At 66.2% G+C, this 15,167-nt stretch carries 13 protein-coding genes; 12 read left to right on the top strand and 1 reads right to left on the bottom strand.

What is annotated here, in order from left to right:
* The first annotated feature begins 18 nt into the window (after window positions 1–18).
* Both moeB and AC1DJW_RS00500 read left to right on the top strand, forming a co-directional pair.
* Window positions 19–1,230, top strand: a complete 1,212-nt coding sequence (gene moeB / locus AC1DJW_RS00505) for a molybdopterin-synthase adenylyltransferase MoeB (protein ID WP_284751598.1) — start codon at window positions 19–21, stop codon at window positions 1,228–1,230.
* A gap of 33 nt (window positions 1,231–1,263) precedes the next feature.
* Entirely contained in the window at window positions 1,264–2,256 is a 993-nt protein-coding gene (locus tag AC1DJW_RS00500) for an SDR family NAD(P)-dependent oxidoreductase (RefSeq protein ID WP_476900489.1), read from the top strand.
* A 17-nt stretch (window positions 2,257–2,273) separates the two neighbouring features.
* On the opposite strand, the gene AC1DJW_RS00495 is transcribed toward AC1DJW_RS00500, so the two are convergent.
* Window positions 2,274–3,602: a glutamyl-tRNA reductase gene (locus AC1DJW_RS00495; protein ID WP_476900488.1), complete on the bottom strand. Its 1,329-nt coding sequence runs from the start codon at window positions 3,600–3,602 to the stop codon at window positions 2,274–2,276.
* Between the two features lie 148 nt (window positions 3,603–3,750).
* Here AC1DJW_RS00495 and hemE point away from each other — a divergent pair, with 148 nt between their 5' ends.
* From hemE to AC1DJW_RS00445, 10 genes are all read left to right on the top strand, one after another.
* Complete coding sequence (gene hemE, locus AC1DJW_RS00490) at window positions 3,751–4,878, top strand: uroporphyrinogen decarboxylase (protein WP_284751595.1); 1,128 nt, start codon at window positions 3,751–3,753, stop codon at window positions 4,876–4,878.
* A gap of 5 nt (window positions 4,879–4,883) precedes the next feature.
* Window positions 4,884–6,383, top strand: coding sequence for a protoporphyrinogen oxidase (gene hemG, locus AC1DJW_RS00485; protein ID WP_459341190.1), 1,500 nt, complete (start codon window positions 4,884–4,886; stop codon window positions 6,381–6,383).
* A 72-nt stretch (window positions 6,384–6,455) separates the two neighbouring features.
* Complete coding sequence (gene hemQ, locus AC1DJW_RS00480; RefSeq protein ID WP_284751593.1) at window positions 6,456–7,157, top strand: hydrogen peroxide-dependent heme synthase; 702 nt, start codon at window positions 6,456–6,458, stop codon at window positions 7,155–7,157.
* A 65-nt stretch (window positions 7,158–7,222) separates the two neighbouring features.
* The gene (locus tag AC1DJW_RS00475; RefSeq protein ID WP_390279360.1) at window positions 7,223–8,398 is read left to right on the top strand and encodes a ferrochelatase; all 1,176 of its coding nucleotides are present in this window, start codon (window positions 7,223–7,225) and stop codon (window positions 8,396–8,398) included.
* The gene (hemC, locus tag AC1DJW_RS00470; RefSeq protein ID WP_390279290.1) at window positions 8,395–9,396 is read left to right on the top strand and encodes a hydroxymethylbilane synthase; all 1,002 of its coding nucleotides are present in this window, start codon (window positions 8,395–8,397) and stop codon (window positions 9,394–9,396) included. The genes AC1DJW_RS00475 and hemC overlap by 4 nt, the downstream gene beginning before the upstream one ends.
* A gap of 19 nt (window positions 9,397–9,415) precedes the next feature.
* Window positions 9,416–10,309: a uroporphyrinogen-III synthase gene (locus AC1DJW_RS00465; protein ID WP_476900487.1), complete on the top strand. Its 894-nt coding sequence runs from the start codon at window positions 9,416–9,418 to the stop codon at window positions 10,307–10,309.
* Complete coding sequence (gene hemB, locus AC1DJW_RS00460; protein ID WP_284751590.1) at window positions 10,306–11,286, top strand: porphobilinogen synthase; 981 nt, start codon at window positions 10,306–10,308, stop codon at window positions 11,284–11,286. The genes AC1DJW_RS00465 and hemB overlap by 4 nt, the downstream gene beginning before the upstream one ends.
* Window positions 11,286–12,362, top strand: a complete 1,077-nt coding sequence (locus AC1DJW_RS00455; RefSeq protein WP_459341187.1) for an LLM class flavin-dependent oxidoreductase — start codon at window positions 11,286–11,288, stop codon at window positions 12,360–12,362. The genes hemB and AC1DJW_RS00455 overlap by 1 nt, the downstream gene beginning before the upstream one ends.
* Before the next feature lie 63 nt (window positions 12,363–12,425).
* The gene (gene hemL, locus AC1DJW_RS00450; protein WP_476900486.1) at window positions 12,426–13,745 is read left to right on the top strand and encodes a glutamate-1-semialdehyde 2,1-aminomutase; all 1,320 of its coding nucleotides are present in this window, start codon (window positions 12,426–12,428) and stop codon (window positions 13,743–13,745) included.
* A gap of 66 nt (window positions 13,746–13,811) precedes the next feature.
* Window positions 13,812–15,128 carry a glycoside hydrolase family 3 N-terminal domain-containing protein gene (locus tag AC1DJW_RS00445; protein ID WP_476900485.1) on the top strand — a complete coding sequence of 439 codons (1,317 nt, stop codon included), beginning with the start codon at window positions 13,812–13,814 and terminating at the stop codon, window positions 15,126–15,128.
* The last annotated feature ends 39 nt before the right edge of the window (window positions 15,129–15,167 follow it).

Raw genomic sequence — 15,167 nt, 5'->3', positions numbered from 1 at the left:
GCAGGCATACTTTGGAGTATGGCCACTATTTTTGCTGCCCAAACGTTGCCGCCCTCTCCTTCTTCAACGCTGCCGCCACTCGTGGAACCGGCCGCGGGGCTGACCACCGAAGAGGTCGAACGGTACTCGCGCCACCTCATTATTCCCGAAATCGGAGCGGCCGGTCAGCGTCGGCTCAAGAATGCAAAAGTCCTCGTGATCGGGGCAGGCGGGCTGGGCTCTCCGGCGTTGCTGTACCTCGCCGCCGCGGGGGTGGGGACGCTCGGAATCGTGGACGACGACGACGTAGACCTCAGCAACCTGCAACGCCAGATCATCCACGGCGTCGGCGATGTGGGCCGGCCGAAGATCGAATCGGCACGTGACGCCATCAAGGAACTCAATCCGCTGGTCAACGTGCAACTGCACAACGTGCGCCTGGACTCCTCCAACGCTTTGGAGATTTTCTCCGGCTACGACCTCATCCTGGACGGCGCAGACAATTTCGCCACCCGGTACCTGGTCAACGATGCTGCCGCGATTCTCGGCAAACCGTACGTCTGGGGATCCATTTTCCGCTTCGACGGCCAGGTCAGCGTGTTCTGGGAGAAGCACGGACCCAGCTACCGGGATCTGTATCCCGAGGCCCCTCCGGCCGGTTCGGTCCCGTCCTGCGGCGAAGGCGGCGTGTTCGGCATGCTGTGCGCCGCTGTCGGCTCGCTCATGGTGACGGAGGCAGTCAAGCTGATCACCGGCGTCGGGCGCTCCATGCTGGGACGCGTGGCGCTCTTTGACGCGCTCGGCGGCAGCTGGCGCGAAATCAAGGTTTCGAAAGACCCGGAGGCCGAGCCGATCACCGAATTGACCGACTACGAAGCCTTCTGTGGCATCACCCCGGCGCCCGCGGGCGACTCGGTTCCGACTGTGACCGCCACCGAACTTTCGGGAATGCTCGAGGCCCGCGCTGCGGGGGAGCGCGACTTCGAACTGGTGGATGTCCGCGAGATCGGTGAACACGAGATCGTGAGCATCGACGGTTCAGTGCTCATCCCGCAGGGACGCATCCTGGCGGGAGAGGCATGGACGGAACTGCCGCAGGACAAAGAGATCGTGTTCCACTGCAAGGGCGGCACCCGTTCCGCCGCGGTGCTCGCGGCCGCACAGCGCGCCGGCTACACGCGCGTGAGCCACCTCGACGGCGGGATCCTGGCGTGGGTGCACGACGTCGAGCCGGGCAAACCGGTTTACTGAACCCACAATGCTGGTGAGCGCGAAGGTCCCGACATGATTGAGGAATCCATGAACACACCGCAATACCCCATCGGATCGGGTTTCGGCCACGGATCGACGGCGTCGGACGTTTTGGCGGGAGTGGACCTCCACGGCAAGACGGCAATTGTCACGGGCGGGTATTCCGGGCTCGGACTGGAAACGGTGCGGGCACTGTCCTCCGCAGGAGCCGCGGTCACTGTTCCCGCCCGGCGTCCTGAACACGCTAGGGAGGTCCTCGCCGCGGCCGGCCTGGCCCGGGAGCAGGTCAACGTGGAAACTTTGGATTTGGCCGACCAGCAGGCAGTGAAGGATTTCGCGGCACGCTTCCTGGCGTCGAACCCAACCCTGGACATCTTGATCAACAACGCCGCCATCATGGCGAGCCCGGAACAACGCGTGGGCCCGGGCTGGGAATCCCAGTTCGCCACCAACCACTTGGGCCACTTCACCCTTCTCAACACTTTGTGGCCCGCGCTGGCGGCTGCCGGTTCGGCCCGTGTGGTATCCTTGTCCTCCACGGGACACAAACTCTCGCCGATCCGTTTTGAGGACATCAATTTCGAGACCGGTTACGACAAATGGAAGGCCTACGGCCAGGCAAAGACCGCAAATGCGCTATTCGCCGTGGAGCTGGACCGCCTGGGTAAATCCGCCGGGGTGCGGGCCTTCGCGGTCCATCCCGGCGGCATCATGACCGAGCTCCAGCGCTACCTTCCGCGTGAAGAGATGGTCGCGGCGGGTTGGATGGACGACGCAGGCAACGTCCGGGAGGGTTTCAAGACGCCGGAGCAGGGGGCTGCCACGTCCACCTGGGCAGCGACGTCCTCGGCACTGGCAGGCATGGGCGGGGTGTATTGCGAAGACTGCGACATCGCCAAGCCCACGGACCCGGCCTCGCCGCTCGCGCGGTACCAAGGAGTGGATGCGCACGCAGTGGATCCGGAAGCCGCAACAAGGCTGTGGGCTGTGTCTGCAGAAATGACGGGCGTCAACGCCTTCGCATAGGGCGCGTTCGCGGGGGGCTAGGCGCTTTCAGCCTGCCGGGATGCCGGTTGGTGGTCCACAGGGCATTCAGCTGCTGGAGCAGCGGCAACCGGCTGCTCGACCTGGATGCCATATAAGGCCTCGAGGGCTGCCACATAATCGTCTTGCTGGCCGTTTGCGGCAAGTTCGCGCGCACGGACCGTGGGGATGTGGAGCAATTGCTTGACCATGCGGCGGAGCGCGAACTCGACCTCTTCAGCCGCAGCGGTGCAGCCGTGCCGGGCCCGGACTTTTTCCATCTCGGCGTCGAGCACGTTCATGGTGTGGCGGCGCAGTGCCACTATGGCCGAGTCGACTGACCGGGCTTCGCGCTCCTGCTCGAAGGCGTCTGCCGCACCGGAAACAATGGTGCTCGCTTGTGCCAGCGACTCCGCTTGTTCCTGCGGCGCCGCGAGCCGCACGGATTCGAGCGTCAGGAGCTCGACGCCGTCGAGCTCGCCCACCGCGGGGTCGAAGTCGTGGGTGAGCGCGAGGTCGATCGCAATGAGCGTCTGGGTGGACAATGCACGGACCTTGGCAAGCTCTTCGGCCTCAACGCGGGTGTCCGATCCGCTGCAACCGATCATGACATCGGCGGCAGCGACGGCGGCAGGAAGGGTTTCGGCGTCGAGCGCGGTTCCGCCGCGGGTCGCCACGAAAGCCTCGGCCCGGCCGGAAGACGAGTAAACCGAGACGTCGGTGCAGCCGCGATCGCGAAGCAGCGACATAGTGGCCCCGGCGTAGGCCCCGGTCCCGAAGACAACGACCTTCTTGGTGCTCCAGTCGGCATTCTCGGAGAGGTCGGTGGCGAGGTCCAGGGCAACTGAGACGATGGACAGCCCCCGCGAACCGAGGGCGGTCTGGGCCCCGACGTCCTTGGCAGTCTTGGAAGCGGCCTGGAACAAGCGGACCAGCCCGGAACTCGCGGTTCCTTCGTGCTGGGCCGTGATGAGGGCGCGGCGCACTTGGCCGGCGATTTCGCGTTCGCCGACGACGGCGGAGTCCAGTCCGGCGCTGACGGCGAAGAGGTGCTTGCTGACCTCAGGGCCGGTGCGGGTGCTGAAGGCACGGGAGACGACTTGCTCGTTGAGTCCGCTCAATCCGCTGATCTGCGCGACGAGCGCCGAGCGGGCGGCTTCGAGGTTCTCGGCATGCGGGGTTTCGCCGTAGATTTCGTAGCGGTTGCAGGTGGCCAGGACCACGGCGCCTGAGACAAGTTGGGAATCGGCCAAAGCGGACGAGGCAACCTCGGATGAACCGTTGCTCAACTGAGCGACGGTCTCAAGATCGATGTCGGCGTGTGTAGCCACCAATGAGAAAAGAACCACAGCAAAGCAATCATAGCTTTTTCGGTGCCATGTAGAACAACGCAGGCCAGTGGTTCTCCGCACTGCCCGGAGTGACGCCTGTCACCCGAGGTGGTGCGGGACAGGCTGTCGTTATCTTTTGATCCCGATCTTCGGCACAATCGAAGGCATGACTTCCAGTTCCGCACTGCCTCACTCTGTGCCGGCCAACGGCGTTTCCGGCACCGCCGCCTCGAGCCTTGATGCAAGCCACCCGCTCATGGATGGCCGCACCGCAGACTCCCCCCTGATCCAGGCGTACCGCGGAGGCAAGCCGTCCCGCCGTCCAGTGTGGTTCATGCGGCAGGCCGGCCGATCGTTGCCGGAATACCTCAAAGTCCGTGAAGGCGTCGCGATGCTGGACTCCTGCCTGCGTCCCGAGCTCGCCTCCGAGATCACTTTGCAGCCGGTCCGTCGCCACGACGTCGACGCAGCCATCTTCTTCTCCGACATCGTCATTCCCCTCAAGCTGGCGGGTGTCGGCGTGGACATCGTCCCAGGCGTCGGGCCCGTCCTGGACAAGCCTGTCCGCACCGCCGCTGACGTAGCAGCCCTGCCGCAGCTGACGTGGGAAGCCCTCGAGCCGATCCGTGAGGCCGTGCGCCTGACGGTGGCAGAGCTTGGCACCACGCCCTTGATCGGCTTCGCCGGCGCTCCGTTCACGCTCGCCGCGTACATGGTGGAAGGCAAGCCTTCCCGCGACCACCTCGGTCCGCGCACCATGATGCACGCCGATCCGGAAACCTGGACCGCCCTGGCGAACTGGGCAGCCGACGCCTCCGGCATGTTCCTGCGCGCGCAACTGGAAGCAGGCGCCTCGGCAGGACAACTGTTCGACTCCTGGGCCGGTTCCCTTGGCTTGGCCGACTACGCCAAGTACGTTGCACCCGCCTCGACCCGCGCCCTTGACCACGTCCGCCACCTCGGCGCGCCGCTGGTCCATTTCGGTACGGGAACGTCCGAGTTGCTCGTCGCGATGCGCGACGTCGGTGTGGACGTCGTCGGCGTGGACTACCGACTGCCTCTTGACGAAGCAAACCGGCGGCTCGGCGGCACCGTGCCCTTGCAAGGCAACATCGACCCCGCGCTGCTCTCCGCGCCTTGGGAGGTCCTGGAAGCCCATGTCCGCGAGGTGATCGCAGCCGGATCCGCGGCCCCGGGCCACGTCCTGAACCTCGGCCATGGCGTGCCCCCGGAGACAGACCCCGCGGTCCTGACCCGGGTAGTGGAACTCATCCACTCGATCCCGGCAGGATAGCGAGCATGAGCCGCGGGCACGCACGGTCCGAACAAACACGGCCCGAACACGCATTTCCCGGAGATTCAGCAGCTGGCCCGGCCGCCGTCGTCCTGGGCGGCGGCATTTCCGGCCTGCTCGCAGCCCGGGGACTGGCCAAGGCCGGATTCACTGTCACCGTACTCGAAGCGAGCGACGCGTGGGGCGGCTGCGTGGGAAGCCACACTGTTGGCGGCCTTGGGCTGGACAGCGGAGCAGAGTCCTTCGCGACGCGTTCCACCGCCGTGGCCGATCTCGCCCGCGATCTCGGGCTCGGCGGCAACATCGTGGCGCCCCACCCTGGAGGTGCCTGGGTGCAGTTGCCGGACGGTCCGCAGGAACTGCCCAAGACCGGAGTGCTCGGAATCCCCGCGAATCCCTGGGACCCGGAGGTCCGGCGTTCCCTGGGCTTCGCCGGTTCCTTGCGGGCCTCGCTTGACCGCTACCTGCCCGTATCGGTGGGTACTTCCGCCGAGGTCACCAGCGTCTCTTCCTTGGTCCGGGCGCGGATGGGCAAGCGGGTGCTCGAACGGCTTGTGGCACCCGTCGTCGGGGGAGTGCACTCCGCTGATCCCGGATTGCTCGACGTCGACATGGTGGCCCCCGGCCTACGTGCGGCATTGCGTCAGCACGGCTCGTTGGCCGCGGCGGTGGCCAGCCAGCGCAAGGCCGGTTCAGGACAAACTGCTTCAGGGCAAAACGGGACCGAACCGGCGAAGGCCGGATCCGCCGTCGGCGGCTTGAAAGGCGGAATGAACACCCTGGTCTCCGCCCTCGTTGCGGAACTGCGTTCGCAGGGCGTCGCCCTCGTTTCCGGCGCCCTGGTGGATTCGATCACCCGCATTGAAAGCGGTTGGCAGGCTACCGCTGCGGGCACAACGTACGACGCCGGGCGGCTCGTGGTGGCGCTCGACGGTCCGGCCGCGGTCGGGCTGCTGGAGGGGGCACTTCCGGAATTGTCCGCGCTGCGTCCCTCCGCGGGCCCCTTGGTGAGCCTCGTGACGTTGGTGGTGGACGTGCCCGAGCTGGACCGCCGTCCCCGCGGCACAGGCATTCTCGTCGCTCCGCAAACCGCTGGTATCGAGGCGAAAGCGCTCACGCATGCCACGGCAAAGTGGGACTGGCTGGCAGAAGAAGCCGGCCCGGGAACGCACGTACTGCGCTTGTCCTATGGGCGGGGCGAAGGGGTGGATGCCCCTGAATCGGCGGCCGCGCTGGATGACGATGCCTTGTTTGAGGCTGCGCTTCGCGACGCCTCGACTTTGCTGACCGTGCCGATTGTCCGCGAAGACGTGCTCGATTGGGACGTCGTCCGGTGGGCGGGCGCCCTGCCGTTCGCCGCCGTCGGTCACAAACAGCGCGTGGCCGAGGTGCGCCGCATCTGCGCCGAAGCCGACGGCTTGTCCGTTGTGGGCGGCTGGCTCGCCGGAAACGGCCTGGCCGCGGTGGTTGCCGACACTTCTGCGCAAATCGACGCAACATTGTGAAATGCACCACTTCTACGCCTTGTAGAAGTGGTGCATTTCGACTTAGCGCCATACACGGGGCAGACTTGTACCATGAGCCACACTTCTGCCGAATCTGTCACTAAAACTGCCGAATCCGAAGAGCAGTTCTTTACGCTGTGGACCGTGTTCAAGCGGTCGGGCGATGTCCTGCGCAGCGCCGATGCTGTCCAGGATTTCGAGCAGCTGGCTGCCAAGCTCGCCGAGGACGGCGTGGTCCTCCGCGGGAGCTACGATGTCTCCGCAATGCGCTCCGACGCCGACATCATGGTGTGGCTCCACGGGGCCAAGCCCGAGGCCCTGCAGCAGGCCGTCCGCGACATCCGCCGCAGCGCGCTCTTCGCGGGCACTGAGATTGTCTGGTCCGCCATGGGCGTCCACCGCGAAGCCGAATTCGCCAAGAACCACGTTCCGGCCTACGCCCGGGGCGTCGAGCCCAGCACCTGGCTGTGCGTTTACCCGTTCGTCCGCTCCTACGAGTGGTACATCCTGCCGGCCGAAGAGCGTGGCAAGATGCTTCGCGATCACGGCATGCTCGGCCGCGACTTCCCCCAGGTCATCTCCAACACCGTGTCCTCCTTCGCTTTGGGCGACTGGGAGTGGATCCTCGGCCTGGAGGCGCCCGAGCTCGTTGACCTCGTGGACCTCATGCGCCATCTTCGGGCCACGGATGCCCGCAACCACGTCCGCGAGGAAATCCCGTTCTACACCGGCCGCCGCATCAGCGCCGCGGAGATCGCCGAGGTCCTCGCGTGAGCGGCCGCCACTCCACCGGCCCGGCCAGCCTCACCGAGGTCAATGACGTCACCGAGGCTGGACGCATGGCTCCCAAAGAGTACGACGCGGTCCTTCTCGCCTCTTTCGGCGGGCCCGAGGGCCAGGACGACGTCATTCCCTTCCTGCGCAATGTGACCCGTGGGCGCGGCATCCCTGATGAGCGTCTCGAAGAGGTGTCGCACCATTACCGCGCATTTGGTGGGATCAGCCCCATCAACCAGCAAAACAGGAACCTCAAGGCCGCCCTCGAAGCGGAGCTCGCATCGCGTGGCATCAGCCTGCCCGTGCTGTGGGGCAACCGCAACTGGGACCCCTACATCCCCCAAACGCTCCAGGAAGCCTACGACGCCGGCCACCGCAAGTTGCTGATGGTCACCACGAGCGCTTACTCCTGTTACTCCAGCTGCCGCCAGTACCGTGAGGACATCGGCATTGCGCTGACGGAAACCGGCCTTGACGGCAAACTCGAGGTGGACAAGGTCCGCCAGTATTTCGACCACCCTGGCTTCGTCGAACCCTTCGTGGAAGGAACGGCTGCAGGACTTGCGGAGGTCAAGGAGAAACTCGAAGCGGCAGGTCTCCAGGACGCTCCCGTGCACATCCTGTTCGCAACGCACTCCATTCCAACCCGCGACGCCGAGGCTGCCGGGCGTTCGGACGCCGAGCCCCGCGAGTTCGAGCAGGACTCGGCCTACGTGGCACAGCACTTGGCTGCCGGCGCAGAGGTGGTTCGCCGTGTTGAAGCCGAATCCGGGCTGACTGCGCCGTGGTCCTTGGTGTACCAGTCCCGTTCGGGTGCCCCGCATGTTCCGTGGCTTGAGCCGGACATCAACGATGCCATCGAGGAACTGGCCGGCCAGGGGATCAGGGGTGTTGTGATCGTCCCCCTCGGCTTCGTCTCCGACCACATGGAAGTGGCCTGGGACCTGGACACCGAGGCCTTGGAAACGTGCAAGAACCTCGGCGTCGCGGCGACCCGCGTCCCCACGCCCGGTACGCACCGCAAGTTCGTTGCCGGCCTGGTGGACCTTATTTGCGAGCGGACGGTAGCCAACAACATCGCCGATCGCCCCGCCATGACCGGGCTGGGGCCGTGGTACGACATCTGCCGTCCGGGCTGCTGCGCCAACTTCCGCGGCGAGAAGCCCACGATTGCCGGGGCGGACACCACAGTCGGCACCGGACACGATGCCTACCCCGTAGAAGAAAGCGCGAAATGACGGTTCGGATCGGTACCCGCGCGAGCAAACTCGCGCTCACCCAGAGCCAGCAGGCCGCGGACCAGTTGGCCGCCGTCGGTGGCTTCCCCGTCGAACTGGTGCGCATCAAGACCGAAGGCGATGTCCGGACGGGCTCCCTGTCCCAGATGGGCGGCACCGGAGTATTCGTCGCCGCCCTTCGCGACGCGCTGTTGGAGAATGCGTGCGACGTCGCTGTGCACTCCCTGAAGGATCTCCCGACAGGTTCGGCACCGGGACTCACCATTGCCGCAACGCCCAAACGCGTCGACGTCCGGGACGCCCTGTGCGCCCGTGATGGGCTCAAGCTGGCGGACCTTCCGGCCGGCGCCAAGGTCGGCACCGGATCGCCGCGCCGCGCCGCCCAGCTGCGCGCCGCCCGCCCGGATCTCGACGTCGTGGACATCCGCGGCAACGTGGACACCCGGTTGGGCAGGGTTCCGGGGCTCAGGGGAAACATCGAAGACGCGCTGGTTCCCGGAAAGAGTGGCGACCTCGACGCCGTCGTCCTCGCCGCCGCGGGACTGGAACGGATCAGCAGGCTAGATGTCGTGACTGAGTTCTTCGAGACCGACGTCATGCTTCCTGCCCCCGGGCAGGGCTCACTTGCGATCGAGTGCCGCACGGCCGACGCACCCGGGCAGTCCGGCTCGGGTGAAGGTTCCCAGGGCGCACTCGCCCAGGCCCTTGCCGCACTCAATGATGAAGACACCCGTCTGGCCGTCACCGCGGAGCGGGCCGTCCTGGCCCGTCTCGAAGCCGGCTGTGCCGCGCCCGTGGGCGCCTATGCTTACCGCAAGGGCAGCATGCTGTACCTGGAAGCCGTTGTCTGCGCCGTGGATGGGAGCAAGTCCGTGCGCGAGAAAAAGGCCACGGACGGGCTCACTGAGGTGGGCGCCACGTTGCTGGGCATCGAAGTCGCCGAGCTCCTGCTTGCCGCGGGTGCCGCGGACATCACAGATCTTGCAGCTTCCCGATAACCGGAGCCAACAGGAGACCATGGGGCGGCACAGCGCGGTGAAGCCGGGGGAGACCCGGGTCCTTGAAGGCGCCCGGGTCCTTGTGACGCGCAGCCCGGATCGCGCCGCCCCGCTCGTCAGCGCACTGCGCGAGGCCGGAGCCGAGCCGCTCCTGTTGCCCTTGATCGACTTTGAGCGTGCACGCGACCAGCACTCCCTCGAAGTCGCCTTGGACGCCCTCCGCGCGGGAGCGTACGGCTGGCTGGTGGTCAGCAGCATCACCACGGTGCGCGCCCTGAAGGAAAAGGCAGCCGAGCGGCGCTTGGAACTGAAGGAGCTGATTCCGGATTTCGTCCGGATCGCGACGATTGGTCCGTCGAGCCGGCGAGTCCTCGAAGCGGAGGGCATTCCCGTGGACCTCGCGCCGGAGCTTGTCCAGTCTGCCGCTGGACTCGTCAGCGTCTGGCCGACAGGCCCGGCCAACGTACTGTTGCCCCAAGCGGACATCGCCGACGCCGTATTGGCGGCGGGGATTGAAGCCAAGGGAGCCGCGGTCCAGGCAGTGACGGCCTACCACACCGTTGACTACCCGGCCGACCCCGAGCGCCGGCTCGCGGCTGTCCTCGCGGCGGCGAACGGCTGGCAGCCCGGCGACGCATCCCGGGCGCCGGAACTCACTCCGGCAGCCGCCAAAGCCGAGCTCGCAAGCGGCCGGCTCCACGCCGTCGTCGCCGCCTCTCCCAGTGCGGCCCGCCGCATCCACGCCTCGCTGTCGCCGCTTCGGGATTGCCGCTTCATCGCGATCGGGCGCTCGACGGCGGCAGAGGCTGCCGCGCTCGGCATCCCGGTCGCGGCAACCGCCAAGGAACCCACACCCGCCGGCATCGTGGCCGCCCTACGCACCGTATTCGACACCGAAGGGAACGAAAGTTGAGCTTTCCAAACCACCGGCCCCGCCGGCTCCGCACCACCCCCGCCATGCGCCGGATGACCGCAGAACACCGGTTGGCGCCAGCGGACCTCATCCTGCCGGCCTTTATTCGCGAGGGACTCAGCGAACCAGCCCCGATCAGCTCCATGCCCGGCGTCGTGCAGCACACCACGGACTCGCTCAAGCGCGCCGCTGCCGAAGCCGTGGAATTGGGTGTCAGCGGAATCATGCTGTTCGGTGTTCCGGCAGTCCGCGATGCCCGCGGCACAGCCTCCCTGGATCCCGACGGCGTGTTGAACAAGGCCATCCGCGATGTCCGTGCAGAAGTCGGCGATGACCTGGTTGTCATGGGCGATGTGTGCCTCGACGAATTCACTGATCACGGCCACTGCGGTGTCCTGGACGCCAACGGCTACGTGGACAACGACGCCACCCTCGAAATCTACGCCCAAATGGCAGTAGCGCAGGCCGACGCCGGTGCCCACGTCCTGGGGCCGTCCGGGATGATGGATGGCCAGATCGCCGTGATTCGCCAGGCCCTTGAAGAGGCCGGACACCAGAACACCGCGCTCCTGGCGTACGCGGCGAAATACGCCTCCGCCTTCTACGGCCCCTTCCGCGAAGCTGTCGACTCGCAACTCAAGGGTGACCGCCGCACGTACCAAATGGATGCCGCCAACCGCCGGGAAGCCATCATCGAGGTGGAACTCGACCTCGAAGAGGGCGCAGACATGGTGATGGTCAAGCCGGCCATGAGCTACCTCGATATCCTCGCCGACGTCGCCGCCATGAGCCCGGTTCCCGTGGCGGCCTACCAAATCTCCGGTGAATACGCCATGATCGAAGCGGCTGCCGCGAACGGCTGGATCGATCGCCGCGGCGCCATCACAGAATCCGTGCTCGGCATCAAGCGGGCCGGCGCCGACATGGTGCTGACGTACTGGGCCTCCGAGCTTGCCGGCTGGCTTAAGGAGTCCTGATGACCGATACCGCTTCCACTCCCACAGCCCCTGTCGGAGCTACTGAGATCCTCCTGGGACTGAATACTTTCGGCGACGCCGGGGTGGACGCCGACGGCAATCCGAAACCGCACGCCCAGGTTTTGCGGGAGCTGCTGGCGGAAGCGGAACTGGCGGACGCCGTCGGGCTTCATGCCTTTGGGGTGGGGGAGCACCACCGGCGCGACTTCGCCGTCTCGGCGCCCGAAGTGTTCCTCGCGGCCGCCGCCGCCCGGACATCACAGATCAAGCTTGGCTCGGCCGTCACCGTGCTCAGCTCCGACGACCCCATCAGGGTCTTCCAGCGCTTCTCCACTGTTGACGCGCTCTCCAACGGTCGTGCGGAAGTGATGCTGGGCCGCGGCTCCTTCGTGGAGTCGTTCCCATTGTTCGGCCTGGACCTGGCGGACTACGAAGTCCTGTTCGAGGAGAAGCTGGAACTCTTCGACAAGGTCCGGGCGCAGAAGCCGGTGCATTGGGAAGGCCGCACCAGGCCGAACGTGAACGGAATGAGCGTCTTTCCACCGCTGGAACACCACTTGTTGCCAACATGGATCGGTGTGGGCGGCACCCCCGAGTCGGTACTGCGCTGCGCCCAATACGGCTATCCGATCATTTTCGCCATCATCGGCGGGGAACCGCGCCGCTTTGCCCCGCTCGTGGAGCTCTACCGCGAGGCAATGGGAAAATACGGGCACACCATGCAGCAGATTGCCACGCACTCTCCCGGCTACGTCGCCCCCACCGACGAGCAGGCCCGGGAGGAACTGTTTCCGCATTGGCTGGCCCAGCGCAACCGCATCGGCGCGGAACGCGGCTGGGGACCGGCGAGCAGGGGCGAGTTCGACGCCATGTGCGGCCCGGAAGGAGCCCTCTACGTGGGCTCCCCGGAAACGGTCGCCCGGAAGATCGTCTTGCTGAAGCGGAACCTCGGCGTTGACCGTTTCGACCTCAAGTACAGCAACGGGACCTTGCCCCACGAATCGATGATGCGCTGCATCGAACTTTTCGGCACCGTGGTGGCCCCACTGGTGGCCGAGCAGCTTGCCAGCGCCTGAACCGTCTTTGCAGGCGCCTTGCTGTCGCCTGAACCGTCCCGAATCCCTGAAAGAATGGACACCATGACTTCAAACACCCCTGTCTCCGACCAGCTGTTCGACCGTGCCCGCTCCCTGATGCCCGGCGGCGTCAACTCTCCGGTGCGCGCCTTCGGCTCCGTGGGCGGCACCCCGAAGTTCATGGTTTCAGCAAAGGGGCCGTACCTCACCGACGCGGACGGCCGCGAATACGTCGACCTCGTCTGCTCATGGGGCCCGGCGCTGCTGGGTCACGCGCACCCGGCCGTCCTCGACGCCGTCCACGCCGCCGTCGACCGCGGCTTGTCCTTTGGTGCCTCCACACCCGATGAGGCGAACCTCGCCGCGATCGTCAAGGAACGCGTCTCCGCCGTTGAACGCATCCGCATGGTGTCCACCGGAACCGAGGCCACCATGACCGCGGTGCGCTTGGCCCGCGGATTCACTGGGCGCAACCTGATCGTGAAGTTTGCCGGCTGCTACCACGGCCACCTCGATGGACTGCTCGCTGCGGCCGGCTCGGGACTGGCGACCATGGCGCTGCCCGGTTCCGCCGGCGTCACTGAAGCGGCCGCGGCCGAAACGCTCGTCCTGCCGTACAACGACCTCAACGCGGTGGAAGCCGCTTTCGCTGCGCACGGGAACAACATCGCAGCCGTCATCACCGAAGCTGCTCCTGCCAACATGGGCGTCGTCACGCCGGACGAAGGCTTCAACGCAAGGCTGTCACGCATCACCCGTGAACACGGCGCACTCTTGATCCTGGACGAGGTCCTCACCGGCTTCCGCACGGGCTACGCGGGCTACTGGGGCCTCACCGGCCGGCAGGAAGGCTGGGCGCCGGACCTGCTGACCTTCGGCAAGGTCATCGGCGGCGGCATGCCGACGGCGGCCCTCGGCGGGCGTGCCGACGTCATGGATTACCTTGCGCCCCTTGGCCCGGTGTACCAGGCGGGAACCTTGTCCGGGAACCCGGTGGCGATGGCTGCCGGCGTCGCCACCCTGACGCTCGCGACGCCCGAGGTCTACAGCTTCGTGGATGCCCGCTCGCTGGAACTCTCGGCGGCACTCTCATCCGCGCTGGACACCGCCGGCGTGGACCACTCCATCCAGCGAGCGGGGAACCTCTTCTCCGTGGCGTTTGGCACGTCGGCCAACGGCGTGCACAACTACGCCGACGCCCAGGCCCAAGACGTCTTCCGCTACGCGCCCTTCTTCCACTCCATGCTGGACTCCGGCGTCTACTTGCCGCCGTCGGTCTTCGAGGCGTGGTTCCTGTCCGCTGCCCACGACGACGCCGCCATGAACCGGATCTTCGACGCGCTCCCTGCAGCAGCCAAGGCGGCCGCGGAGGCCACTGCCTGATCTACGGCGCTTTTCCGATGTTTTGCAGCCTGCTCCTTGCACGCACTGCCGGGCCGGGAGCAGGCTGTGGGCAACGATCGAATCGACAAGGCGATGATTCATCTGCTCAAGCCGTCCAGAATTTCACTGCTCGTCCTCTTCGCCCTGATGGCCGGGGCATTTGCCGGAATTGCGCATTCTGATAGCGCGGACCGCGGTTTGTTGGCGGGCGGGGACCCTCCCACGACGCTGGGTATTACCCAGGCCGCCCCGCCGCCCAGGCTGTTAAACTCTCCACCGGTGGGATCGCCGAGCGCATCTACAGCGCCGGCCGGGCCTACTGAGCCGCCACCGCCACCGCCTCCGCACCCGACGCCGGAACAGCGGCTCGCGGGCCTGACCCTGGAACAAAGGGTAGGGCAGTTGTTCATGGTGGCAGCCAAGGCCGACGGAAGCGATGCGGGCACCGTGGCCGATCTCCTGAACAACTACGTGGGCAATATCTATTTGGCCGGACGCAGCCAGGCAGGGGTCGCGGCGACGGCCTCAGTCGTGGGAAAGCTGAGGGCGGGCATTTCGCCGGCCTCAAGCCGTGGCTTGCAGCTGTCCGTCGCTACGGACCAGGAAGGCGGCTCCGTTCAAGTCCTCAGGGGACCCGGGTTCCTGCCTATTCCCGCGGCCTTGGACCAAGGGAATTCGAGCCCGGAACAACTTCGCGCCGACGCCCGGAACTGGGGGTCCGAGCTCTTGGAAGCCGGAGTGAATGTTGATCTTGCGCCGGTACTGGACACAGTCCCCAGCCCCGAATTTGCTCCCTCGAACAAGCCCATTGGTGCGTTCAAGCGCGAATATGGCTTCACCCCGGCTGCGGTGTCCGAGCATGGGAACGCAATGGCGGCGGGATTACGGGATGCCGGTGTGGCGCCGGTGGCCAAGCACTTTCCGGGAATGGGGCGCGTAAGCCTGAACACGGACGTCAGCGCGAACGTTCACGATACCGAAACCACCCGGACGGATCCCTACCTAATGCCGTTCAAGGCCGCGATCGACGGCGGACTCCGGTGGGTCATGATTTCCAACGCCTACTACGACAAGATCGATCCCGACCTTCCGGCCCCGTTTTCCCCCGTGATCATGCGCACCATGTTGCGGTCGGACGCAGGGTTCACCGGCATCATCGTGTCCGATGATCTGTGTAACGCCGTGCAGCTGTCGCCTTGGAGCGTGGGGGACAGGGCAACGAATTTCATCGGCGCGGGCGGCACCATGGTTCTGTGCGCAGACACTGCTTCAGTTCCGGCGATGTATGCCCAGGTCCTGCAACGGGCGCAGACCGATCCTGGATTCCGCAACTCAGTGGATGCCGCGGCCTTGACCGTTCTTCAAGTGAAAGCAGGGAAATAGGCTGGACGCGAAAAATCCCCGGCTTCCGGACGGTTCACC

The organism is Arthrobacter sp. 05L417, assembly GCF_056397865.1.
The sequence above is the reverse complement of the archived record's forward strand: the minus strand, read 5'-3'. Positions and strand labels throughout refer to the sequence as shown.